This is a genomic window from Chryseobacterium carnipullorum (genome assembly GCF_003815695.1).
Lineage (GTDB): Bacteria > Bacteroidota > Bacteroidia > Flavobacteriales > Weeksellaceae > Chryseobacterium > Chryseobacterium carnipullorum.
In genome coordinates this window covers 3,126,074-3,151,050 of sequence record NZ_CP033920.1, presented here as the reverse complement: position 1 = coordinate 3,151,050, position 24,977 = coordinate 3,126,074, and the positions used below count along the sequence as shown (strand labels likewise).

Annotated in this window: 22 protein-coding genes; 7 read left to right on the top strand and 15 right to left on the bottom strand. The window is 38.3% G+C overall.

Annotated elements, in window-relative coordinates:
* The first annotated feature begins 126 nt into the window (after positions 1 to 126).
* Entirely contained in the window at positions 127 to 423 is a 297-nt protein-coding gene (locus EG346_RS14390) for a hypothetical protein (protein ID WP_228423759.1), read from the top strand.
* A 157-nt stretch (positions 424 to 580) separates the two neighbouring features.
* Here the strand turns inward: EG346_RS14390 and EG346_RS14385 are convergent, their stop codons facing one another.
* The 5 genes from EG346_RS14385 to queA form a co-directional block, all read right to left on the bottom strand.
* On the bottom strand, positions 581 to 1,558 hold the full coding sequence (locus tag EG346_RS14385; protein WP_123879458.1) for a polyprenyl synthetase family protein: 978 nt from the start codon (positions 1,556 to 1,558) through the stop codon (positions 581 to 583).
* A gap of 73 nt (positions 1,559 to 1,631) precedes the next feature.
* The gene (locus EG346_RS14380) at positions 1,632 to 2,510 is read right to left on the bottom strand and encodes a YjiK family protein (RefSeq protein ID WP_123879456.1); all 879 of its coding nucleotides are present in this window, start codon (positions 2,508 to 2,510) and stop codon (positions 1,632 to 1,634) included.
* 249 nt (positions 2,511 to 2,759) lie between these two features.
* Entirely contained in the window at positions 2,760 to 3,701 is a 942-nt protein-coding gene (locus EG346_RS14375; protein WP_123879454.1) for a sterol desaturase family protein, read from the bottom strand.
* 72 nt (positions 3,702 to 3,773) lie between these two features.
* Complete coding sequence (gene rlmN, locus EG346_RS14370) at positions 3,774 to 4,808, bottom strand: dual-specificity RNA methyltransferase RlmN (RefSeq protein WP_073334743.1); 1,035 nt, start codon at positions 4,806 to 4,808, stop codon at positions 3,774 to 3,776.
* 120 nt (positions 4,809 to 4,928) lie between these two features.
* Positions 4,929 to 5,978, bottom strand: coding sequence for a tRNA preQ1(34) S-adenosylmethionine ribosyltransferase-isomerase QueA (queA, locus tag EG346_RS14365; RefSeq protein WP_073334742.1), 1,050 nt, complete (start codon positions 5,976 to 5,978; stop codon positions 4,929 to 4,931).
* Between the two features lie 182 nt (positions 5,979 to 6,160).
* Between queA and EG346_RS14360 the strand changes: the two genes are divergently transcribed.
* The 4 genes from EG346_RS14360 (at position 6,161) to EG346_RS14345 (ending at position 10,354) form a co-directional block, all read left to right on the top strand.
* Positions 6,161 to 6,853 carry an AIM24 family protein gene (locus EG346_RS14360; RefSeq protein WP_073334783.1) on the top strand — a complete coding sequence of 231 codons (693 nt, stop codon included), beginning with the start codon at positions 6,161 to 6,163 and terminating at the stop codon, positions 6,851 to 6,853.
* A gap of 183 nt (positions 6,854 to 7,036) precedes the next feature.
* Positions 7,037 to 8,434, top strand: coding sequence for a Gfo/Idh/MocA family protein (locus tag EG346_RS14355; RefSeq protein WP_123879452.1), 1,398 nt, complete (start codon positions 7,037 to 7,039; stop codon positions 8,432 to 8,434).
* Positions 8,424 to 9,329, top strand: a complete 906-nt coding sequence (locus EG346_RS14350) for a nucleotidyltransferase family protein (protein ID WP_123879450.1) — start codon at positions 8,424 to 8,426, stop codon at positions 9,327 to 9,329. Before EG346_RS14355 ends, EG346_RS14350 begins: the two co-directional genes overlap by 11 nt.
* The gene (locus tag EG346_RS14345) at positions 9,320 to 10,354 is read left to right on the top strand and encodes a phosphotransferase enzyme family protein (RefSeq protein WP_123879448.1); all 1,035 of its coding nucleotides are present in this window, start codon (positions 9,320 to 9,322) and stop codon (positions 10,352 to 10,354) included. Before EG346_RS14350 ends, EG346_RS14345 begins: the two co-directional genes overlap by 10 nt.
* A gap of 283 nt (positions 10,355 to 10,637) precedes the next feature.
* Here EG346_RS14345 and EG346_RS14340 read toward each other — a convergent pair whose 3' ends face one another.
* The 4 genes from EG346_RS14340 to EG346_RS14325 all read right to left on the bottom strand — a co-directional run bounded on the left by EG346_RS14340 (position 10,638) and on the right by EG346_RS14325 (position 14,434).
* Positions 10,638 to 11,129 (bottom strand): DNA-deoxyinosine glycosylase, encoded by a 492-nt coding sequence (locus EG346_RS14340; RefSeq protein ID WP_123879446.1) that lies wholly within the window; start codon positions 11,127 to 11,129, stop codon positions 10,638 to 10,640.
* Between the two features lie 130 nt (positions 11,130 to 11,259).
* Positions 11,260 to 13,254 (bottom strand): S9 family peptidase, encoded by a 1,995-nt coding sequence (locus tag EG346_RS14335; RefSeq protein ID WP_123879444.1) that lies wholly within the window; start codon positions 13,252 to 13,254, stop codon positions 11,260 to 11,262.
* Between the two features lie 301 nt (positions 13,255 to 13,555).
* A complete protein-coding gene (locus EG346_RS14330) occupies positions 13,556 to 13,900 on the bottom strand; it encodes a phage holin family protein (RefSeq protein WP_073334736.1) in 345 nt (114 codons plus the stop codon).
* A 111-nt stretch (positions 13,901 to 14,011) separates the two neighbouring features.
* Positions 14,012 to 14,434 carry a PaaI family thioesterase gene (locus EG346_RS14325; protein WP_073334735.1) on the bottom strand — a complete coding sequence of 141 codons (423 nt, stop codon included), beginning with the start codon at positions 14,432 to 14,434 and terminating at the stop codon, positions 14,012 to 14,014.
* A 456-nt stretch (positions 14,435 to 14,890) separates the two neighbouring features.
* Here EG346_RS14325 and EG346_RS14320 point away from each other — a divergent pair, with 456 nt between their 5' ends.
* Positions 14,891 to 15,313: a hypothetical protein gene (locus tag EG346_RS14320; RefSeq protein ID WP_073334734.1), complete on the top strand. Its 423-nt coding sequence runs from the start codon at positions 14,891 to 14,893 to the stop codon at positions 15,311 to 15,313.
* A gap of 243 nt (positions 15,314 to 15,556) precedes the next feature.
* Here the strand turns inward: EG346_RS14320 and EG346_RS14315 are convergent, their stop codons facing one another.
* The 6 genes from EG346_RS14315 to EG346_RS14290 all read right to left on the bottom strand — a co-directional run bounded on the left by EG346_RS14315 (position 15,557) and on the right by EG346_RS14290 (position 23,326).
* Complete coding sequence (locus EG346_RS14315) at positions 15,557 to 17,680, bottom strand: type IA DNA topoisomerase (RefSeq protein WP_123879442.1); 2,124 nt, start codon at positions 17,678 to 17,680, stop codon at positions 15,557 to 15,559.
* Positions 17,681 to 17,784: 104 nt separating this feature from the next.
* The gene (locus EG346_RS14310; protein ID WP_073334732.1) at positions 17,785 to 18,660 is read right to left on the bottom strand and encodes a pirin family protein; all 876 of its coding nucleotides are present in this window, start codon (positions 18,658 to 18,660) and stop codon (positions 17,785 to 17,787) included.
* Between the two features lie 127 nt (positions 18,661 to 18,787).
* Positions 18,788 to 19,099, bottom strand: coding sequence for a hypothetical protein (locus EG346_RS14305; RefSeq protein ID WP_123879440.1), 312 nt, complete (start codon positions 19,097 to 19,099; stop codon positions 18,788 to 18,790).
* 42 nt (positions 19,100 to 19,141) lie between these two features.
* A complete protein-coding gene (locus tag EG346_RS14300) occupies positions 19,142 to 20,752 on the bottom strand; it encodes a Na+/H+ antiporter (protein WP_123879438.1) in 1,611 nt (536 codons plus the stop codon).
* 137 nt (positions 20,753 to 20,889) lie between these two features.
* Positions 20,890 to 21,183 (bottom strand): GNAT family N-acetyltransferase, encoded by a 294-nt coding sequence (locus EG346_RS14295; RefSeq protein WP_073334729.1) that lies wholly within the window; start codon positions 21,181 to 21,183, stop codon positions 20,890 to 20,892.
* A gap of 601 nt (positions 21,184 to 21,784) precedes the next feature.
* Complete coding sequence (locus EG346_RS14290) at positions 21,785 to 23,326, bottom strand: IS1182 family transposase (protein WP_228425941.1); 1,542 nt, start codon at positions 23,324 to 23,326, stop codon at positions 21,785 to 21,787.
* 292 nt (positions 23,327 to 23,618) lie between these two features.
* Here EG346_RS14290 and EG346_RS14285 point away from each other — a divergent pair.
* Positions 23,619 to 24,976, top strand: a protein-coding gene (locus tag EG346_RS14285) for an IS3 family transposase (protein ID WP_394343264.1) whose coding sequence is annotated in 2 segments (ribosomal slippage) — positions 23,619 to 23,954 and positions 23,957 to 24,976 — 1,356 coding nt in all. Because the reading frame shifts where the segments join, the coding sequence is not laid out codon by codon here.
* The last annotated feature ends 1 nt before the right edge of the window (position 24,977 follow it).

The following is a 24,977-nucleotide window of genomic DNA, read 5'->3' as shown; positions in this document are numbered from 1 at the left end:
TAAAAGTTTTTTTATTCTTCAAGTATGGCGCTAATATACAATTTTTAAATTAATTTTAATTTTCAATAATCTTTTTTAAAAATTTGATAATAAAAAAATTGTGTTTTATATTGTAAAAAATTGTAAATGATGGAAAAAAAGTCACCTCACATCCTTAATGCCTCCAGCAATCTTTTAGGTTTTTCTTTAATTATCATCACTTCACTGAAAATTACTAAAATGAGTGAGCATACTCATTTGGATGAGTTTGCGGGTGTTGCGTGTATTCTTTTTGCGTGCAGCTGTTTTTTTTCTTTTCTGGCGATCAGGACCGAAAATGAAAAGCGGGAAACCAGATATGAGACTATTGCGGATTATTTATTTTTAATCGCTTTATTTTGCGTCGTCTTAGCGGTTATTATTGTAACCATAAAGGTATTGTAGTGCAATTTTTTATGTATTAATGCTTGTCTTGGTTAAAATGAAAAACAAATCTCTATCATAAAACAACTTGCCAACTTGGCATCATTCAGGATAAAATGTAAACTTATTTAAATGAAAAGGATGACTGCTTCCGGCAATCATCCCTATTCTATTTCTTTTAAAATTTTCTTTCAATCACGTAATCCAGCATACTGTTCAAAGATTTTTTTGCTTCAGAATCCGGAAATTCGTTGAGAATATCTTTCGCTTTCTGTTGGAAATCTTTCATGATCTTAATGGCGTAATCCATGCCTCCGGAGTTCTTGACAAAGTCTATAAGCTCTTTCACGCGTTTGGGATCGTTGTTGTAGCGTTTGATCGTATTGAAAAAATATTTACGATCTTTTTCTGCGGCTGTTTTTAAAGTATGAATCAGGGGAAGCGTCATTTTCTGCTCCTTAATATCGATTCCTACAGGTTTTCCGATAACATTTGAACTTAAATAGTCAAATAGGTCATCCTTAATCTGAAAAGCCATTCCGGTGTAGGTTCCGAAGTCCATCATTTTTTTGGCAAGTACTTCATCTGCATTGTTGGACAGGACCCCTATTTCACAGCATGCAGCAATTAATGTCGCTGTTTTCTGACGAATAATCTCATAGTACACCTCTTCGGTGATATCCAGCTTTCTGGCTTTTTCAAGCTGCAAAAGCTCACCTTCGGACATTTCACGAATTGTCCTTGAAATGACAGCCAGCAGGTCGTAATCTTTATGATCAGTAGATAATAAAACTGATTTTGATAAAAGATAATCCCCTACCAAAACTGCAATTTTATTCTTCCACAACGCATTAATAGAGAAAAAATTACGTCTTTTAAAGCTTTCATCTACCACATCATCATGAACCAGGGTTGCGGTATGGATCAGTTCGATCATTGAAGCTCCGCGATATGTCTTTTCATTGACCTCCCCGATTAACTTTGCACAAAGAAATACAAACATAGGACGCATTTGTTTTCCTTTAGTAGTAACGATAAACCGGGTTACTTTATCTAATAAAGGGACTTTACTCTGCATAGACTCATAAAACTTCTGCTCGAAAAGTTTCATTTCCTCGTTGATCGGTTGTTTGATTTCTTCTACGATGTTTGCCAAAATCTGTGGATGATTGGTATATAATTATTAATTATCACAAAGATAATTTTTTTCACGCAATTTTAAGATAAAATTAATCTTTGAGTTGTTCTTTGGGAATAAAATACAGGGAGGGCTGCGCCGTTCCCAATCTCGATTTGAACTTTTCCCCCGAAATATAGATTCCGGTCTCATTCACGGCAACACCTTCGATCTGGCCTATTGCAAGGGCACTTCCGAGATAATAATGTTTCGGGGTCTCTTTAAAAAAGATTCCCGGTTCATTTTCCTTAAAAACATTCAAAAAGACTTCTGTTTTCTTCGTATACCCTACCAGATATAATTTTTTATCAAAATACGCAGCATCAGTGACTACAAAATTGGTTTTGTAAGATTCTATTTTTTCTGCTTTCTGCTTTTCAGAGGTTGCAGGGTCAATGATATAATGAGCGCTGGATTTTGATTTCCATTCCTTCGTAAAGAGGTGCAGCTTTCCATTAAGATAAATCATCGCTTCAGCATCAAAATCATTATTGGTATATTGGGGAATGAATTCTGTCTGTTCCGGATAATAGAAAGAAATCTTCTTAATAGAATCATTCTGCGGTTCATTGTTATGAAAAGGAAGTTGATAGATTTCAAGATCTCTTCTTGTTCCTCCGTTATTCCCGAAATCACCAATATAGAAATTCTTCCCGTCATTCGTCATCGCTTCCCAGTCTTTGTTTTTTGCATTAATGGTGAAGGTATTTCTGATGCTACCGGAAGTTTCATCCAGTTCAAAAATTTCCGGGGCATTCCCACTGTCATTGAAAGTGTACAGTTTTCCATTCAGAATACTTAACCCTGACGTTTCCTGAATTTTATCATCCAGGTAAGCAACCCTGAATTTTCTTATTTTCAGGAAATCGGTCTGCTGTGAAAATGAGAATTGAAAAATGATTAGGGCAGCAAGAAAGAAAAGTTTTTTCATGAAGCAAAAATAAGGGTTTAAGGGGGAATGAGGAAAAGATTGGAGATGTTTTGTTTTTTGGAACCACCCCGTCAAAAATTCCTTGAATTTTCGACACCCCTTAAGAAGATGGGAATTGTCAATCATTCAATGGTCATTATCATGAAAATATTTTTCACCAGAGATTGCAAAGATTTCTCCGATAATTCAATATAAAAAGCTTTTGTCTTTTGTGGTTCAATAAAAAAACAAGATGATAAATATATCAGATCAGGCAGATTTCATTTTTTGCTTTTGCTCCTGTCTTTTGTCCTGTTTCTTTAAATAGTCTTTCTGGTATTGCCTTACTGTTTTACCGGTTCCATCATGTCTCCACCCAGGTGAATTGAAAATATAATTAATCCTGTCTGAGATTTTCAGCCCAGGCTGTCTGATATCTTTCCAGATTTTTCTCCATTCATAAAGAAGAACAGTATCTGGTTTGTTGTCCGGCATTTTCGGGTAAATTCCATACTTGACAGGCACATTGGGATCTTCTTTTTCGAAGGTTCCGAAGATTTTATCCCAGATAATCAGACACATTCCCATGTTTCTGTCCAGATACTTGATATTGCATGCATGATGTACTCTGTGGTGTGAAGGCGTTACCAGAATATATTCCAGGACTCCCATACTTTTCACGGTCTGTGTATGCACCCAGGTTCCATACACCTGCCCAATGGCGTAAACAACCATGATATGCCAGGGATTAAAGCCTAAAAAGGCCAGTGGAGAAAAGTAGAGATATCTGTAAAGAGGCTGCAGTACAGGACTTCTGAAACCCGTTGTCAGGTTGAAATATTCTGAATTGTGATGGGTAATATGAACTGCCCAGAATGCTCTGGAATGATGATCTACATAATGCAGTACATAATAAGCAAAGTCTGTAATGATAAAGCAGATCAGCCAATACCAGACGGTAAAATTCCAGGTGAAAAGTTGATGATTGTAAAAGAAAAACATGACTCCCATGGCAAAAGCCTTCATGACAAGATCCAGGCCGAAGTTCATCAATGCAAGATAAACACTCGTTGCCACGTCCTTTCCATTATACAGCTTAGCCTCAGAAATATGGCTGTAGATCATTTCTGCTAAAATTACGGTAGCATGAAGCGGAATTGACCATGCATAGACATTTTCAAGCCCATCTTCGCCAGTAAAGAAATCCAACATCCCTTATTAGTTTATGTAAAGGTAGGATTTTAGGAAATTTTTAAGAAAAGTTTTTAATCTTTTAAGGAAATTTTAATCCGTTGTTTTGTTGGCAAGCTGTCCACAGGCTGCATCGATGTCGCCACCGCGGCTTTTTCTGATCATCACTGTGATTCCTGCATTTTCCAGCTGACGTACATAGTTGTCTTCTGCCTGTTTATTACACTGGTCATATTTTCCGTCACCAATAGGATTATACTGGATCAGATTCACTTTGGAGGGTACCTGTCTGCAATATCTGATCAGTGCTTTGATGTCTTCATCTCCGTCATTGATTCCTTTCCATACACAGTATTCAAAGGTAATAACAGAACCTGTTTTCTGATACCAGTACTGAAGCGCATCCATGATATCGGTTAGTGGAAATTTATCAGAGAAAGGCATGATTTCATTACGCTTGACCTCTATAGCAGAGTGAAGGGAAAGTGCCAGTTTTACGCGGAGCTCATCATCTGCAAGCATTTTGATCATCTTCGGAATTCCGGATGTAGAAACGGTAATTCTTCTTGGAGACATGCCCAAACCTTCAGGCTGGGTAATTTTTTTGATGGCCTCTACAACGTTTTTATAATTCATCATTGGCTCTCCCATTCCCATAAAAACGATATTGGAAAGCGGTCTGTTAAAGTACATTTTGCTTTGGCTGTCGATCAGGGCAACCTGGTCTACAATTTCAGCGACTTCAAGGTTTCTCATTCTTTTCAGCCTTGCCGTTGCACAAAATTCGCAGTTCAGTGAACATCCTACCTGTGAGGAAACACAAGCGGTAGTTCTTGTTTCCGTAGGAATAAGAACAGATTCCACCAGCAGTCCGTCGTGAAGCTTCACCCCGTTTTTGATGGTTCCGTCTGAACTTCTCTGCAGTTGGTCTACAGAAACCGGATTGATGGTATACTCTTCGGAAATTCTTTCACGAAGCGTTTTCGAAAGATTCGTCATTTCATCAATCGAATGGAGATTTTTACTCCATAACCAGTCGTAAACCTGTTTCGCACGAAACGGTTTTTCCCCTAAAGTCAAAAAATAGTCTTTAAGCTGGTCTAGTGATAAAACTCGGATATCTTTCATTATTGTAAAAAGTGTGATGTATGATGTACAATGTACAAAGTAATAATCTTATGTATTATCTTAAGTTTTAAACCCCTAAAAAACACATTATACTTTGTACATTATACATTAATACATAATTTATAGGATTAACATTGCGTCACCGTAAGAATAGAATTTATACTTTTCTTTTACGGCTTCTTCATAAGCATGCATAATAAAATCTTTTCCTGCAAACGCAGCAATCATCATCAATAATGTTGATTTCGGTGTGTGGAAATTGGTGATCATTGAATTCGCTACCCCAAAATCGTGAGGCGGGTAAATGAATTTGTTCGTCCAACCGTTGAATGCAGAGATTTTTTTGTTTGAAGAAACAGAAGTTTCCAATGCTCTCATCGTTGTAGTCCCTACTGCACAAACTCTTCTGTGAGCATCTACCGCTTTATTGATGATGTCAGCATTTTTCTCATCGATGATGATTTCTTCAGACTCCATTTTGTGCTTGGAAAGATCTTCCACCTCAATAGGGTTAAAAGTTCCTAAACCTACGTGAAGTGTCACCTCAGCAAAATCGATTCCTTTGATCTCTAATTTCTTCATCAGATGCTTAGAGAAGTGAAGACCTGCTGTAGGTGCAGCCACCGCTCCTTCAATTTTTGCATAGATCGTCTGATATCTTTCTGCATCTTCCGGCTCTACTGCTCTTTTGATATATTTTGGAAGTGGAGTTTCTCCCAATTCCTTCAGTTTTGTTCTGAATTCGTCATAAGATCCATCGAAAAGGAATCTTAAAGTTCTTCCTCTTGAAGTGGTATTGTCAATCACTTCTGCTACTAAAGATTCATCTTCAGTAAAGAACAGTTTGTTACCAATTCTGATCTTTCTTGCAGGATCTACAAGAACGTCCCATACTCTGGTTTCTTTGTCAAGTTCTCTTAAAAGGAAAACTTCAATTTTAGCGCCTGTTTTTTCTTTATTTCCATAAAGACGTGCAGGGAAAACTTTAGTATTGTTGAAAATGAAAAGATCTTTCTCATCGAAATAATCTACAACATCTTTAAACAACTTATGTTCAATAGTTTGAGTTTTTCTATTAAGAACCATTAGTTTGGCTTCATCTCTGTGTTCAGATGGGTGTTCTGCCAATAATTCTTCAGGAAGATCAAAATTAAAATCTGATGTTTTCATTTTTTTAAATTACGGTTTAAAAATTATTCAAATTACAAGTGTAATTTTCGGTGTGCAAATATACGACATTGAATACCCCTTTGTCAAGTAATATTTAAAATCAAATATAAAACCGTGATTCTACGGTGATTTATGAAGTAAAAAAAGGTTATTTTTGGAAATATTTAAAACTTTTAACCTTTATGAGCAAATATTCATTAGAAGCTTTTGTCAACGAGACTAAAGAAAATCCACAGCAAAGAGACTATTTTGAGCTTGAAACGCCCCACCTTTTAGAAATCAACCTAAATAATCAGGCGGTATGGACCAAAAGAGGAAGCATGGTAGGCTATGTGGGAGGCATCAATTTCGAAAGACAGGGAATGCTGGCCGGAGGTATTGGTAATCTTTTAAAGAAAGCGATCAGTGGTGAAGGAACAAAACTGATGAAAGCAGAAGGGAACGGTAAGTTGTATGTCGCAGATTCTGGTAAGAAAGTCCGTATCCTTTATTTGAATAATGAATCCGTATGTGTCAATGGAAATGATGTTCTGGCCCATGAGCAAAGTGTAAAAAGCGATATTACCATGCTTAAAAGTGTGGCTGGTATGATGGCTGGTGGTCTTTTTCAGGTAAAGCTTTCCGGAACCGGACATATTGCCATAACTACCCACGGTGAACCCTTGACATTGATGGTTACTCCTGACAATCCTGTTTTCACAGATCCTAATGCTACGGTAGCATGGTCCGGAAACTTAAGTCCTGATCTGAAAACAAATGTTTCTTTCAAAAGCCTTATCGGAAGAGGAAGCGGCGAAGAATTTCAGATGAAGTTCTCAGGAAACGGATGGGTACTGATCCAACCTTATGAAGAAGTATATTTCACGGAGAAATAATATATTAAAAATTGATGATTCTAAAAGTGGCTGTTCCTTCAAACCGGGCAGCCGTTTTTAGTTTTCAACAACACCATTCTCATCCCGAACCCAGACTCTACTTAACCCGAATCTCGCAACTTGTAACCCGAAACTTATAACCCGCATCCCACAACTTTTTAATATATTTAGAAAAAAATTTTGATGGACAACACCTCTTCACGCAGAACCTTCATTAAGACTGCAGCCCTGGCTAGCTTTGGCGCTTTGGTTTTACCCAATTCTTTATTTGCCTACTCCAATGATTTTAAAACAGATAAAAAAGTCCGTGTCGGATTTATCGGCGTGGGACTTCGCGGACAGGAACATGTAAAACTGCTGGCGAAACGCGATGACGTGGAGATTGTGGCTTTTGCTGATCCGGATAAAAGAATGCTTGCCGCATCTCAGAAAATACTGAAAGACCATCATAAATCTGCCGCCCAGGAATTTTCAAACGGCGAATATGATTACCGGAATCTTTTGAAATTAAAAACGATAGACGCTGTAGTGATTGCCACTCCGTGGGAATGGCATCTTCCGCAGGGTACAGAAGCCATGCGCGCCAGAAAAATTGTAGGGATGGAGGTGTCCGGAGCTATAAAGCTTCAGGACTGCTGGGAATTTGTGAAAGTCTATGAGGAAACTAAGGTGCCTATTTTCATGATGGAAAATGTATGTTACCGCAGGGATATCATGGCCATTATGAATATGGTTCGAAAAGGAATGTTTGGAGAATTGGTTCATGGAAGAGGCGGCTACCAGCATGATTTGAGAGGCGTTCTTTTCAATGATGGAGTGACTCCTTACAATTCGGGTGCTGAATTTGGTGAAAAAGGGTTCAGTGAAGCGCATTGGAGAACGGAGCATTATGTAAAACGCAACGGAGAGCTTTATCCTACACATGGATTGGGTCCTGTGGCAGTGATGATGGATATCAACCGAGGAAACCGTCTGACCAGACTTTCGTCATTCTCTTCAAAGTCTGTGGGACTCCATAAATACATTGTGGAACATCCAAAAGGCGGAGAAAATCATCCTAATGCCAAAGCAAAATTCAATCAGGGAGATATCGTGACCACACAAATTGCCTGCGCGAATGGCGAGACGATTCTTTTAACCCATGACACCAGCTTACAGAGACCTTATGATCTGGGATTCAGAGTTCAGGGAACAGAAGGTTTGTGGCAGGATTTCGGATGGGGAGATTTCGATCAGGGACATCTTTATTTTGAAAAAACAATGAATCACAGCCATCGATGGGAAAATACGGAAAAATGGATGAAGGAATTTGACCATCCTATCTGGAAAAAATTCGAAAGTACGGCTGCAGGTGCAGGCCATGGAGGAATGGACTTTTTTGTAATGAATACTTTTATAGAATGTATCAAGCGAAATATAGAATTCCCGATGGATGTGTATGATCTTGCTTTATGGTATTCAATCACCCCGTTGAGCGAAGAGTCCATTGCTAAAGGAGGTCAGGCGATAGATATTCCTGATTTTACCAACGGAAAATGGAAAACCCGTCAACCTGTATTTGGAATGACCGATGACTTCTAGAAAAACATTACTCATCCTGGCCGGAGGTTTAGGAAGCCGCTACAAGGGTTTGAAACAGGTAGATGGAATTCTTGAAAATGGTTCTCCTATCCTTGAATATTCCATTTATGATGCGCTGGAAGCAGGTTTTAGTAAAGTGGTCATTATTGTGAACAGGCTGATTCCTCAAAGTTATATTGATAGATTAAATACAATATCCAAAGTCAAAAACTTTGAACTTCACTGGATCTGCCAGGAAAAAGAAAGTTTTCTTCCTAAAGGTTTTAACTTAACAAAAAGAGAAAAGCCCTGGGGAACCGGCCATGCTGTTCTTTGTGCAAAAAATGCGGTACAGGAAACTTTTGTGATGATCAACGCTGATGATTTTTATGGTAAAGAAGCCTATCAGCTGGCTTCTGAAGAAATTGATTTTCACATCTCAGGATCACAGTTTGGAATGGCAGCCTATCCCTTAGGGTCTACTTTGAGTGGAAACGGATCTGTAGCCAGAGGAATATGTACCTTAGATGAGGAGGATAATCTGATAAAAATAGAGGAGCAGACTTCGATCCGCAGAAATGGAGATTCAATTGTGTATACTGAGAATGGAAATGATATTGAACTCACATCCGATGCGCTGGTCTCTATGAATTTCTTCATTTTTCATCCGGATATTTTTAATGCTCTTGACATGTATTTTAATGATTTTATACAATCAGATCCTGAGCCATCGCAAGAGTTTTACATCCCTTCTGCCGTACAGAGAATGATTGATGAGAAAAAAGCGAAAGTACGGGTGAAGGCTTCTCCTTCGCAATGGATGGGAGTTACCTATGCCGATGATAAAAGCAGTATTAAAGATTTTCTGAGATCAGAAATCGAAAAAAACAGATATCCAGAAGATTTATGGAATTAAAACAGATTGTTACCGGATTTACCGGAACTGAAAATTGTACCATCACTCCTATTACAAACGGACTGATCAACACAACGTATTTGGTGGAAGATCATGATTCTGACGAAAAATGGATCCTTCAAAAGATCAATACTCAGGTTTTTCCCTTTCCTGAAATCATCAGCCAAAATCATCTCCTGATCAACGGGATGCTGGAAGAGGGAAATTATCCGCTGGAAATCGTCAAACCAAAAGCAAGTTTATCAGGACATTTCATTCTGAATGATGACAACGGAGGATCATGGAGAATGCTCAGTTTTCTCGAAGATACCCGAACCTTTTTTAAAATTCCGGATCTAAAAACAGCCTATGAATCGGCAAAAGCAGTAGGATGTTTTTTAAATACAATAAATCCTGAACACCTTCCTGACCTTAAAGTTCCGATTCCTGATTTTATTAATTTTGAAAAAAGGATGCAGGATTACCAAACGTCGTTACAAAATGCAAGCGAAGATCTGTTAGAAAATGCTGCTCCGGAAATCGAAATGATGAATGAGCTGATGTCTCTTCCTCAAAAATGGATCGAAATGGAAAGGGATCATCTTCTTCCCAAAAGAATTATCCATGGAGATCCTAATGTGAGAAATATTCTTTTTGATTCAACATCAAAACCTCTTGCTGTTATTGATCTGGACACGGTAACCGTTTCCACCATCCTGTATGACTTTGGTGATATGGCAAGATCATATACCAATACTTTGGATGAGGATCTCAAAACTGCTGAAAACAACTTCAACCCACATATGTACAGAACCGTAAAAGATGGATTTTTACTGTATTTAAAGAAAAAACTGAGTTTTGATGAACTTGAAAATCTGGATTATGCTGCACAAACTGTGATCTATATTCAGGCGATCCGTTTTCTGACTGATTATTTGAACGGAAGCACGTACTACTCTACTAAGTATGCTGAACACAATCTTGACAGAACGAGAAATCAGTTGCAGCTGCTGAAAGGTTTGAGAAAATACCTGCGTGTTGATTAGATTTTATCCCACGGATCTCGAAGAAAGTCGGAGATCTTTTCGTTGGTGCAATTTTAAGTTTAAATCTTAGGTTAAAACAAACTACTCTGTTGAAATTCTAAAATTCTTTCAGGAGATTGCTTCGCCCTGCTCGCAATGACTGAGGAAAGTTTTCGGAGCGGGAAGCTTTGCTTCCCGCTCCGAAAACTACATTTAAGCTGTCAAAAATCTCTGATTTTCTAATGACTTGAACTTATAATTTTTAAGGTTATAAACTTTTCAAATTTAATGAAGTTAAAAAAGTTTAAGCTAAGAACTCAAGGATTTTCCTCCACTCTTGCAATTTACTATCAAAAGACACGGTATGAAGTGGGCTCGTAGAGGGAAGCTGAATAATAGGTAACTTATAATTTTTGCCTAAAAGTTTCTGCAGATTTTTATACGATTTACCTCCGTTGCAGAAAATTGCTTTGATATGGGCATGTTCTTCCAAAAGTTCATCAATCCGGTTGGCTTCTTCATTTTTAATCTCAGAATCGAGGCTTCCTTTTCTTTCGCAGGAATCGATAACATCCCAGACTGCGAGGTGATGTTTCTTTAGGATATTTTTTCTCTCGTTATAATCTTCAGTAAATTCTTCGTTGAACAGGTGAAAAATAATGGTCCAGAATTTATTTTGCGGATGACCGTAGTATTGCTGCTTTTCCAGTGATTTGACACCAGGAATTGAACCTAAAATTAAGATTTCAGACTGATCATCAATAAGTGGTGGAAAAGAGGAAATTCTGTTTTGCATATTCAAATATATAAAATCTGGTTAAAGGCGTTTCATTATCCCATAAAAAAACGGGCCAAAGCCCGTTTCTATTGATATTTTCAGGAATAATTAAAAGCCATTCGATTCACTTTCAGTTATTCGTTTTTCATTATAAAGTTTCCTTCAGCCAGTCGAAGAATTCTCTTTGCCATACCAATCCGTTTTGCGGATGAAGTACCCAGTGATTTTCATTAGGGAAATAAACCAGTTTAGATTTCAATCCTCTTAATTGAGCTGCCTGGAAAGCTTCCTGTCCCTGCTCGTAAGGTACACGGAAATCAATTCCTCCCTGGAAGATCATAATCGGCTTGTTCCATTTTTCAACAAAATTGCTTGGGTTGAATTCTGTATAGGCTTTTGGAAGTGGTTTTTCCCACGGAGAACCAAGGTCCCAGTTGGCAAACCAAAGTTCTTCTGTAGTAAGATACCAGGATTTCATATCGAATAATCCATCGTGTGCGATGAATGTTTTGAATCTGTTTTCGTGGATTCCGGCCAGCATAAATACGCTGTAACCTCCGTAGCTTGCTCCTACTGCCGCTACTCTTTCACCATCTACATATGGTAATGTTTTCGCGTAATCTGTTGCTGCCAGATAATCTCTCATCGGCTGTCCGCCCCAGTCTTTAGAAATTTCTTCATTCCATTTTGTTCCCCAGCCCGGCATTCCTCTTCTGTTTGGTGCTACTACGATGTATCCGTTGGCAGCCATGAGTGCGAAGTTCCATCTTGTACTGAAGAATTGCGTCAGTGCAGACTGCGGACCTCCCTGGCAATAAACCAGTGTAGGGTATTTTTTATTCGGATCAAAATTCGGTGGGTAGTGGAACCATACACCCATTTCTTTTCCATCTGTTGTTTTTACCATCTTCAGTTCAGATTTCCCCTGTGCCAGTTTAGCATACGCTTCTTTATTGGCTTCGGTCACCTGTTTCATTTCACCGTTTTTCACGTTCACAGAGAATAATTCCGTGGCATGATTAACGTCTGTTCTTCCTACTAAGAGTGAGGTTTTATTATCAGTAAAGATTTCGTTAACGTCAAAATCACCTTTAGTGATCTGCTGTACTTTTGCGGCTTTAGGATCCAGAGAGAACAACTGTTTTGTTCCTTTGAATGCTGCTGTAAAATAGATTATTTTGGAATCACCGCTCCAGAATACATCTCCGGAAACGCTTTCATCCCAACCCGCAGTAAGATTGCTCCTTTTTCCAGACTTCCAGTCCATGATTTTCACATCATTTTTGTCTGCTTCATATCCGTCTCTCGCCATACTCTGCCAGATCAGAGATTTTCCGTCCGGGCTGAATTTTGGATTTACATCATATCCTTTATTGGATTCTGTAATATTTTTCGTAGTTCCTGAAGCAAGGTCGTAAGCAAAAATGTCTGTATTGGTACTTGTAGAATATTCTTTACCGCTTTTAGGTTTTGTAACGTATAAAAGCTGTGAAGAATCCGGGCTCCAGATAAAATCTTCAGCTCCCCCGAAAGGTCTCTGAGGAGAATCCCATGTTTTCCCTTCTAAAAGATCTTTTGCAGATTCTGCTTTATCTGTGGTATTGACAACAAATACATGGTTGTATTTCCCTTCATTGAAATAATCCCAGTGTCTGTGGTTTAAGTCTGTGTATACCTGAGCTGTCGTTTTAGGGGTGTCGCTGTATTTGTCTTTACCCATCAGCTTTTCTACCAGAACCTGTTTGCTGAATGCAATTTTTTTACCGTCCGGAGAAATCACAATATTATCGACTTCACCAATGGTATAAAATTCCGACCAGGTTTTTCCATTATCTTTTGACAGATAAATCTTGTCTCCTTCCTGTGCATAAATTCCGTTTTTATCCCACTGGATAAGGTTTTTTTTACCGAAATCTATTTTGGAAGACTGGCTATTGAGAACATTGAGAAAGTAGTTTTCATTTTTTGTTTTTTCTGTTTTCAGATCTACCTGTCCTATTTTATAAATCAGGGAAGCCTGATCCGGCGAAACGGCCTGCACTCCTACTTTTTTCAAAGTCCAAAGAATTTCAGGCGTCATGAGTTGTTGTGCATTCATTAAAAGCGGAGCTGCCAGAGCCAGCAGACTGTACTTAAGTTTCATATGTTGGTATTGATTTTTTAACGGATATGTGAAACCGGCATGATTTCACACATTCCTTTTATTTAATTCAAAGAAGGCCAAAGTTAATATTTAAAATAAAAATGAGCGAAAGAATTAACATTTAAGTTTTGATTTATTCTGCATTCACCATAAATATTTTTGAAAATGACACTCATCATTATAAAACATTTTTACCTAACACCTATTTTCAGCTTAGATCTATTCTTTAATATAGCCTAAGCAACAAAAAAGTCTGCCGTAAGAACAGCAGACTTTAGGATATGGATTTATCTCGGATGAATTAATCTCCATCTGAAAACATGGAATTGGCCAGCGAAGTCACAAAGGACAGCAACACACTAAAGATAAGTGCCCACCAGAAGCCGTCTACGACCATACTGTCTATAAAATAATCTGCAATCAGAATGATCAGAGCATTGATCACCAGGGCAAATAATCCCAATGTAATAATCGTTAATGGTAATCCAAAAAGTCCCAGAATAGGTTTTACAAAAATATTTAATACCCCCAGTACGATGGCAAATATAATTGCCGAAGAAAATCCTTCGAAATTTACCCCCGGTAGTACCTTGGTCAAAAGATACGCAACGATGGCTGTAATGAACAGCCTGATAATTAAGTTCATATTATATTTTTTAATGTTTATGGTCTTTATTGAGCAAAACCTGTTCCATTCGCATTGAAAAAACACAGTGAGACTCTTTGTTTACGTAAATATTTTAATTTTGGGTTTCCTTTACTTTATCCTCATCATGGTCACCAGTGAAGTGGCCACATGACTTTCGGATCCGGTATTTTCATCAAGAACATAAATTTCAGTTCTTACGACAATGATCTTTGCTCCGCCTTTGATAACGTAAGACCGCGATATCAGGGCATCTCCCAATGCGGGACGAAGATAATTGACCTTCAGTTCAACGGTGACCACATAACAATCGTCTTTGTAGTGACTTACCGAGGCATATCCTGAGGAAACATCCACCAGGGAAGCGATCATCGCCCCATTGAACATTCCGGCTTTCCGGGTCATCATTTCCATTTTAGGAATTTTAATGGAGACGAAATCGGTGTCTACTTCCAGTAATTCTGCATTGTAGAATTTCAATGTTTCTGAGCGGTCAAAGCTGTCCGTGATGAGTTTCTTTTTTTCTGGAGTCATGAATATCTATTTAATCTGAATGTAAACACAAAGTTCACCAATGTTTTTCAGAAAACCCAGAAAATTGAAAACAAGTTTACTTCTTAATGCTGAAATTCTAAATAGTTCAACAAGCTTTTACCACAAAAGATGCAAAAGCTTTTTAACACTTAAGCTAAATAGATAACGCACAAGAAGTACACTTAAGTTTTCCCAAAAATCTAAGATTTTTATTTATCATGATAAAAAAATCGGTGTCATCTGAGAAATCTTCGGGAGATTAAAAAATATACATTAGGTACAAAAGTTTTTTAAGCACTTAAGTTTTTTTGAAAATCATAATTTTAATGATGATTACTGTTGAATAATGAGTATTCCCCTCATCCGGAGGGATGGTGAAAATTCAAAGAATTTTTGACGGGGCGGTTTATAGAACGGTTACAAAAAGTATTAGCTTTGCTACAAACAGTCATCCGTATGAACACCACAAAGATATTCACCGTTTTAAGCCTCCTGATCTGCTGTCTTTTTCAGGCTCAGACCTTACACTTGTATGGCGGCTCCAATCAGGATCAATATCTGGGATGTTTAAACTGCGATACTTTTGATAAAAATTCAGTTTGGAATACGTATGGGGATTATGGAAATGTTTACAGTTCAAAATCCATCTGGAACAGTTACGGAAACTATGGAAGTTCATACAGTACGTACTCTCCGTGGAACAGTTATGCTTCGTATCCTCCGGCTATTGTTGATCAGGACGGTAATTTTTTTGGTTATCTGACTTTAAACACTTATAAATCTGAAAGATCGGAACTTGAATTGGCTCAGGTCTTATGTAAATATTATGATGATATAAAAAAAGATATCGGAGGGTGGTATGGTAAGTTGTTTAGGTGAGGGAGCTCGGCTTTGTGAGTAGGTGGCTTATGTTGTGAAATATTGGAACCACCCCGTCAAATCTTTGATTTGCCACCCCTCCGGAGGAGGGGAATTCTTTGCCCTTTCATTGTTATTTTTGTTGGGATTTTGATTTTCAGGAATTTTGACAATCTTGTGTTTGAGGCTGAGTGAGATTAAAATTTTTATGGGTATAAATTTTTAATTAGGGCTGATTCCGCTGGTTTTTAGAATTTAAAATTCTCAGGCAAGCTGGACCTGAAAATCTTCTCCAATGGTCAGAACGCCTTCTGTCAAGCTTTCAGAATGGGTGCTGAATCCTTTCAGTTTTGATGTTTTTCCTTTTAAAACGAGATCTAAAAGCTGCTTATCCGAAAGTTTTTTTCCGAAAATATCAAAGGTGATTTTAAAACCACAGTTTTTGAAATCGGAACATCCCACCGCTGCTTTTCCTTTGATCAGATGGTGTTCCTTACATTTTGGACATTGTGTTTCTTCCCAGGATTGAAGTTCTTTTTTGACGGCAGGTTCGCGTTTTTTCTTTTCTTTGACTTCTTCTTTTTCTTCGTATAATGTGATTACTTTTCCTTTTCCATACACTACTTTTTCGGTCAGTTCCGTTACCATCTGAATGAGTTCTTCTTTAAACTGGTTGGCTTCATATTCACCGCTTTCAATTTTACGAAGTTTAGATTCCCATTCTCCGGTTAATTCGGGGCTTTTCAGCAGTTCGTCTTCAATGGTATCGATCAGCTGCATTCCGGTTGGAGTAGCAATGAGGTTTTTTCTTTTCTTTTCTATATATTTTCTTTTGAAAAGGGTTTCAATGATGTTGGCACGGGTAGACGGTCTTCCAATTCCGTTATTTTTCAAAAGTTCACGCAGTTCTTCATCATCCACCTGTTTTCCGGCTGTTTCCATTGCTCTCAGCAACGTTGCTTCGGTGTAGGGTTTCGGTGGTGTGGTTTTTCCCTGATGGATCATCGGATCGTGGGGTCCGGTTTCTCCAACGGTAAATTCCGGAATGGTCTGTTCTTCTTCCTTCTCTTTTTCTTTATCTGCAGATTCTTCTTTGGGCTCTTTGGCATAAACAGCTCTCCATCCCGGTTCCAGAACCTGTCTTCCACTTGTTTTGAAGGGAATCGTTCCTACTTTTCCTTCTACCAAAGTATTTGAAATCTTACATTCGGGATAAAACACTGAAATAAAACGTTTGGCAATAAGGTCATAAATCAACTTCTCTTCTCTGCTAAGATTTTGAGATGGCGGAACTTCAGTTGGGATAATCGCATGGTGATCGGTCACTTTCGTATCATCAAAAACTGCTTTTGACTTGGGAATAGGTGCCTCCAGCAATGGGGAAATCAGATCCTGATAAAAATGCATTTTCCGAAGGATGCCTTCTATTTTCGGATATAGGCTTTCGGATAGATAAGTGGTATCCACACGTGGATAGGTCACGTGCTTTTTTTCGTACAGACTTTGGATATAATTTAACGTGTTTTCTGCGGAGTAGCCATATTTTTTATTGGCTTCTACCTGAAGTCCTGTCAAATCAAAAAGTCTGAGATTTTTCTCTTTTCCTTCTTTAATTTCAAAAGAGACAATTTCAAAAGGATTTAATTTAAGGTATTCAAGTCCTTTTTCAGCACGGTCTAAAGTTTTCAGACGATCAATGGCTGCATTGAAAATAACGTCGCGGTATTTGGTTTTAAGTTCCCAATATTCTTCGGTATTGAAGGCATCAATTTCTTTCTGACGCTGAACCAACATGGCCAACGTAGGCGTCTGCACTCTTCCAATAGAAAGGACGGCTTTGTTTCCGCCAAACTTTTTGGTAAATAATCTTGTAGCATTGATTCCCAACAGCCAGTCGCCAATCGCTCTTGCATTTCCCGCCAGATACAGATTTTTGTAATCTTCCGCAGGTTTTAAATTCGCAAATCCTTCTTTGATCGCTTCTTCGGTAAGGGACGAGATCCATAACCGCTGAACAGGTTTGGTACATTTTGCTTTCTGCAAAACCCAACGCTGAATGAGTTCTCCCTCCTGCCCGGCATCACCACAGTTGATGACCTCATCACATTCTTCCACCAATCTTTCAATTACTTTAAACTGGTTTTCAACACCTTTATTGGGAATTAATTTGATCCCAAAACTGCCTGGAATAATGGGCAATAAAAACAAATTCCAGGATTTGTACTGAGGACCGTAGTCGTGAGGTTCCTTTAAAGTACAAAGATGTCCGAAGGTCCATGTCACGCAGTATCCGTTGCCCTCCATATAGCCCTGTTTAGGCATGGTAGCACCTAATACTTTGGCGATATCTCTGGCAACACTTGGCTTTTCGGCAATACAAAGTTTCATGAATTTCGGAATTATTGAAGGGGGACAAAAGTCGGGATTTTTTTTGGATTTTGCTAATTTAGTTCGGAGTGGATTCTTTTAAATACTATGGTGCTGTGTTCAGATTACATCGTCATGGGAACATCCATTAATAGAATCTCCGTGTTTTCTGCGGTTGCTTTAATATTTAGCTCTGAAATATCCCAAACTCCGAAACCGTCTCTTTCTTCCAATGATTGACCTTCGATCTCTGCTGTTCCTTTTAATAGGAAAACATAGACCCCATTTCCTTTTTTTCTGATCTGATAATTGCTTTCCATCCCTTGATCAAAACGTCCTAAGTGAAACCAGGCATCCTGATGAATCCATACACCGTCATCATCTGCATTGGGAGAGAGAATCTGCTGAAATGTATTGTGGCTTTTTGTTTTGTCTAAAGTAATCTGATCATATCTCGGACTTACATTTCTCTTATTAGGATATACCCAGATCTGAAGGAATTTGACCGGCTGATCGGTGTTCTTGTTAAATTCGCTGTGCATAATGCCCGTTCCAGCACTCATTACCTGGATATCTCCACTTTTGATCACCGTGGTATTCCCCATATTGTCTTTGTGCTCAAGATCTCCTTCCAGTGGAATACTGATGATCTCCATATTGTCATGAGGATGGGTTCCAAAGCCTCTTCCCGCCTCTACTTTGTCATCATTTAAAACCCTGAGCACTCCAAAATGCATTCTTTCAGGATTATGATAATTGGCAAAACTGAAGGTATGGTTACTTACCAACCATCCATGATCTGCTTTTCCTCTGGAATCTGCTTTATGAATGATGGAGTTATCTTTAATTTTTGACTCCGGATTTGGTAAATGATTGTATCCGATAGGCTCCAGAGGCTCAATCTCGTCGATTTCATTTTTCATCGTATTTCCCAGAGAAGCAGAGGCTACAAACATCCCTGTTCCCAATAAACCTTTCTTTAAAAAATCTTTTCTGTCCATATCTTTAGTTATTTTTTTGATTTTGATTATAAAAATTTACAGTGATGTAAAATCCTGTGTATTTAACTGGTTTGTTTTCAGTGAGACTTATACATTGACTGATACTATTTTCAAACATTGACTCAGTTTATGGCTGCAAATCAGGGAAAAGGCTGTAAACTTCGTTCTTTAAAAGTCCGCTTCCGCCACCGTAATGATCGATCACTTTAACCTCTTGATCTAATTCTTCACAAAAGACTTTTATATCTTTTTCAAACTGATCTTCCAACCCTGAACTTAAGAGTACAATATCCACCTGATTGTCTTTAATGTAATCATAGCATACCGATTCATTGCTTTGGATCTGAGCTTTCCAGCCTTCATTGTTTTCGATGATTCTTTTTAAAGTTTCAAGAATTTTCTGATTTTTTCCAATAACTAAAAATTGTAGTGTTTTCATTTTTATCTTGTTTTTAAAAGGGAAGAATGTGAAATTTTTAAATTATAAATGCTTATTTCCTGTAATTTTTAATTCATTTAAATCCAGTTGCGATTCTGCTTTTCGGATCTCATCGTCGCTGAAAAGCTTTTCTCTTTTCAATCTGAACAGTTCTTTTCGTTGTAAAGCAAATATATCCAGCATAACCTGATGGTATTCCTGAAGATCATTCTGCCTGTTGGAGCATGTTTCAAGAGAACTCAAATGACTCTGATGCAGTTGGATGTCATTTTGAAGACTATCCTTTAAATTTTCAACCAAACTATTGCCTGTTAAATTTTTTTCATATTTTTCATTCAATCGGTCAACTGCCAGTTGATCCAGACGTATCTGAATTCCTGCCTGCTGCTCGTGAGAGGGTAAAATAGGATCAATTTCTCCAATTTTGGTTAATTTAATAATCAAAGGAAGCGTCAGTCCCTGGAAAACAAGGGTCACAAAAATGACGACAAACGTAATGAAGATGATTAAATTTCTTAGTGGAAATTCTGCCTGATCGTTCATCATCACCGGAATTGACAGTGCTGTGGCCAGCGAAACTACCCCACGCATTCCTGCCCAACCAATGATCAAGGGATTTTTCCAGCCCGGACTGGGATCCTGACGTACTTTTTTGCTCAGCCATCTCGGAATATGAGCTACGGGATAAATCCATAGGAGACGAACGAGAATGACAATCAAACTGATGATCAATCCATATTTTATGCCTTCCATCAAGGATGTTTCACCTAAACCATTGATGATATCGGGAAGCTCCAATCCGATCAATACAAAGACTAGTGCATTCATCACAAAAATGAGGGTATTCCAGACGCCTGTCATATTGATTCTGGTGGTTCCCGTTTTAAAAATCTCATGCGAACGGAAAGACATAAATAACCCGCCACTTACGACGGCCATCACTCCTGAAAAATGAAAGTGTTCCGCCCCCAGAAATAAAATATAGGGAGTCATGACGGTAAGTGCGGCATCTATCGCCGGAGTTGTGGGTAAAAACCGGTGGATCGCGTAGAAAATATGAGCCCCAACAATTCCTACTACGATTCCCATTCCAGCGACAAGAAAAAACTGCCCTGTTGCTTCCTGCATGGAAAATACACCCGTCATCACTGCTGCCAAAGCAAACCTGAAAACAATCAGCGACGAGGCATCATTGATCAGACTTTCGCCTTCAAGCATCGCAATGGTTCTTTTCGGAACCTTTAATCCTTTTAAAACAGTGGTGGCCGCGACAGCATCCGGTGGTGAAACAATTCCTCCCAGTAAAAATCCTAAAGCCAGCGTAAACCCCGGAATTAAAGACTGAGCAGCAAAAGCAACCACTATAGACGTTAAAAACACCAAACCAAAAGCCATCAGCGAAATCGTTCTTTTCCATTTCCAGAAATCATTCCAGGAAGTGTACCATGCCGCTTCATATAAAAGCGGGGGTAAAAAAATCAGGAAAATAATTTCGGGATCTAATTTTAAAACAGGAACTCCGGGAATAAAGCTGATTCCCAATCCCGCCAATACTAAAAATATCGGATAGGCGATTTTAATGCGCTGTGCCAGCATCACCAGCAGCATGACGACGAGCAAGAGTGCGAGGATTAGAAGGAGATGTTCGTGCATTTTTTGTTTAGAAATTAGAGGTTAGTGACGGTTGGCGTCTGAGATTTTTATTTTTTGGAGAGAGGCTTCTTATCATAGGATTTATTTACTGGCAAACCATGATGGAGTACAAATAAAATCAACCATTTTAAAATTGATTAATTTTCTTTCAGCCAAACATCGTTGTATTCATCGGGATGACGTTTGAACTGTAAGTGAACGTACGGACATAGCGGTACAATTTTAAGATCATTTTCCCTTGCATAGGAAACCAGTCTTTCCAGTAATATTTTTGCAAAACCTTTTCCTTCATGTTCAGGATCAACTTCTGTATGATAAACCGTTAATTTTTTCCCGATTACTGAAATGTCCATTTTCCCAGCTTTATGGTCTTCTGAGAAAAGTTGAATTTCTCCTTTCACATTTCCTAAAACGATTTCTGTTCTTTCCATTTTTTTTTAGCTTTTAATTAATAATTCAAAATTATGATCTTTATTAAAGCTGAGTAATGATGTATGATAACTTCGGTATCAGCACTACGCTTTTATGATAGATTATTTTAATTGGTTGAGGAGTCTTTCGAATAAACTCATCTGCTATAACAATACTATTCAAACTGCAGAATTTACTTTTTTCGATGCATCTTATCGCGAAATCCATACAACTCAACTTATTTCGACCTTGATTAAAAAAAATAATTATCTGATAACCATATAATTAAATGCTTCAAGAATGAAAAATCCCAAAAAGTCTATTATTTTAGTGGACTAATAAAAATATATGTTCTATATTTGCAACCGTATTCAGGAAAAGAAAACAAAATGAAACAAGGATTTAAACATCAATCACTTAAGAAACAAAACATCAAAACTATGATGATGTGCAACTGTATGCCTATGCATCAGAAATCCCGTGGCTGACCTTACTTTTATATCACATATTTCTAAAGGCCTTACCACGTCAGGTTGTGAAAAAACCCCGAATTACCTCTCAGAATGCTGTAAATTGTACTCGTCTGAATAGCCAATAAGCGCTTTTAATGAACCCCATTTTTCATGCTGCTAATTTCTGCCAATAATTTTGCTTGCTCATTATCGCCTTAAAATATGCTAATTTTAACAAAAACAAGACTTTCCTTTTGTAAGGTGACTTCCAGCTCTTTAATTTCGCAATTAACTCCGGAACTCCCAGAATATTCATCGCTCGCTTGATGTTGTAAACCAGCATAATTAAACTGTGTTCACCATTGACCTTATCCAGTCCCGTTAAATTCGTATGATTGTAACCCCACTGACGCTTGATAGTGCCGAAGATATGCTCGTTGATTTCTTGTCGCTTTCGGTACAACTGCCCATTTTCCCGATAACGCTGATTGTTTTCTTCAACAGCCTCGGCAAACTCACTTCTATCGATCTCCCGCCCTCCTGTTCTGCTCGTGCAAAGTGATTTTACGGGACATTCTTTGCAAGCTGAACTGCGGTATTTTTTGAAGAGATAACCACCTCCATCACGCGATTTTTTGTGCCACGAACCCGTGGTTTCTAAAGTCTGACTTTGCGGACATTGGTAAGTGTCTGATTCTTTATCGTAAATAAAATTGGCTACCAAATAGCCTTTCGTAGTCCCATTCTCATTGGTTTGTACCAAGGTCGGATACGCAACAATCGTTCGGATGTTTTCCGCTTTGCATTGTGTGATTTCCCTACCATTATGATATCCTTTGTCGACCAAAGCGGTGAAGGTTTCTATTCCTAAATTTTCTTTCGCTTCTATTGCGATTGCTGCCAAAGCATTTCTGTCATTGCGATTAATGGTGTGGGTGGCCACAACAAGTTTGTGTTTGTCATCTACCGCTGCCTGAATATTGTAACTCACTTCCACCACCTGCCCCTGAACCAAAAGTGCCCTGGAATCTTCATCCGTCATGCTGATTTGAGGCTCACCGCTCACTTTCAGTTTTTCTTCCAGAAGTTCGTACCTGATGCGGTTGGTTTTCAAACGTTCTATTTTCTGCTGAATATTGTTAATTTTTTCGCTGTTTTCTTGTACATCATTTTCGGCCAACTGGTCTAAATATTCTTGTGACTTCTCCTCAATATACGCCAGATGTTTCTCAATTTTCTTTTGATTAAAATTGGCTTTCTTGCTATTGTGAGCCCTACTTTTGGTACCATCAATGGCAATGATTTCTCCGCCAATCAAATCAGCATCTTTTAAAAATGAAACAAATACTTTGAAGAGTTTTTTTAAGCCCGAAGGATTGTCTTTCCGAAAGTCTGAAATGCTGTGATAATTCGGAATCAATCCGTACAAAAGCCACTGCAGTTCCATATTGCGAGTGCACTCTTTTTCCAGTTTCCTCGAGCTGCGAAGGCCATTGAGATAGCCGTACAGATAGATTTTGAGAAATATTTTGGTGCTGTAACTCGGTCGTCCTTCTGTTTTCAAGGTTTGAAGCTCGAAACCCAAAGCTCCCAAATCAATATTCTCTACAAAAGCATCAAGAAAACGAACCGGATTATCATCCGGAATATTCTGTTCTAAACTCGTAAAAACCATCTGATTGCGGGCGACCCCAATAATATGCTGCATCATTAAATATACAAATTCCCAAAATCAATTATTGAATTTATTTCCCTATTTTTGAGTAAATAAACGGAGGTTTTTTCACAGACTGACGTTGTAGGGCCTTTTTATTTTAATACACATCCTATAAAAACATACATCATGAGCAGTTCTAAAAACAGCTGGCTGGTGCCGGTGGCATTTATCAACATTTACGTGATTTGGGGAATTACATTCTTAGCCATTGTAAATCGTCAGCAAAAAGTAGACATTAGATATTAAAAAGTTAAGGAGTGTTTTCATAAAAAGAGTAATTTTAATTATGGCAACACCGAAAAAGAAACCGACCGAGAAATTCGTAAAAGATATTCGGCAGAACACCCGCAGAATATTCACTGCAGAGCAAAAGATTTTAATCGTGATGGAAGGTCTTCGAGCTGAGACTTCCGTAGCCGAACTTTGCAGGAACCATAATATTGCACAGTCGCAGTTTTATGCCTGGAACAAGGAGTTTATGGAAGCAGGAAAGAAGCGTCTCAATGGAGATATTGCTCGCGAGGCTACGAGTGATGAAGTATCAGATCTGAAGAAGGAAAACGCACGTTTGAAAGAGATCGTAGCTGATCTGGTCGTTCGCTATGATATTGTAAAAAAAAGTTTAGACAGGCTGGATTAATCGATAAATACAGGAAATATATGAGATTATCAGCAGCCGAGAAATACGAGATCATTCAAACGGTGACCAGGAGTGAAATCGGTGTGAAGCGAACCTTGGAAAGTTTTGGAATCGCCAGAAGTAGTTTTTACAAATGGTATAAAAGCTACCTCGAATACGGCTATGATGGCTTGGAAACTACGAAAAGAACAAACCATAGACAATGGAACAGCATTCCTGAAAGACAGAAAGATCTGGTGGTAGAGATCGCTTTGGAACACACCGAATTGTCTGCAAGGGAACTGGCCTACAAAATTACCGATGAGCAAGGTGTTTTTATTTCAGAATCCAGTGTTTACCGTATTTTAAAGCAAAGAGACTTAATCCCGGCACCGAATCATTTTCTTCTTTCGGCAGCAAATGAGTTCAAAGACAAAACTGAATTTGTGCATCAAATGTGGCAGACAGATTTTACCTATTTCAAGATCATTGGCTGGGGATGGTACTATCTGAGCACGATTTTGGACGATTATAGCCGCTACATCATTCACTGGGAGCTGTGCGACTCGATGAAGGCCGAAGATGTGAAACGAACGGTGGACACGGCCATTAAAAAAGCGAAATTAAAGACCAAAGCTAAACCGAAACTGCTCTCAGATAACGGTTCCTGCTACGTCTCCAGTGAACTGAAAACCTATCTTAGAGATAATGTAAAGATGAAGCAGGTTCACGGAAAACCAATGCATCCGCAGACCCAAGGTAAGATTGAACGTTATCACAGAACTATGAAAAACGTAGTGAAACTCAATCATTTTTATCACCCCGAGGAACTCATCCAAGCACTGGAGAAGTTTGTAGAAAACTACAATAACAAGCGCTATCACGAGTCGATAAATAACCTCACTCCAGCAGATGTGTACTTCGGAAGATCAGAACAGATTTTGGAAAAAAGAAAGCAAACAAAAGCGGAATCCATCCGAAAAAGAAGACAAATATATAATCAACAAAAATTAGTAAGTTTATAAA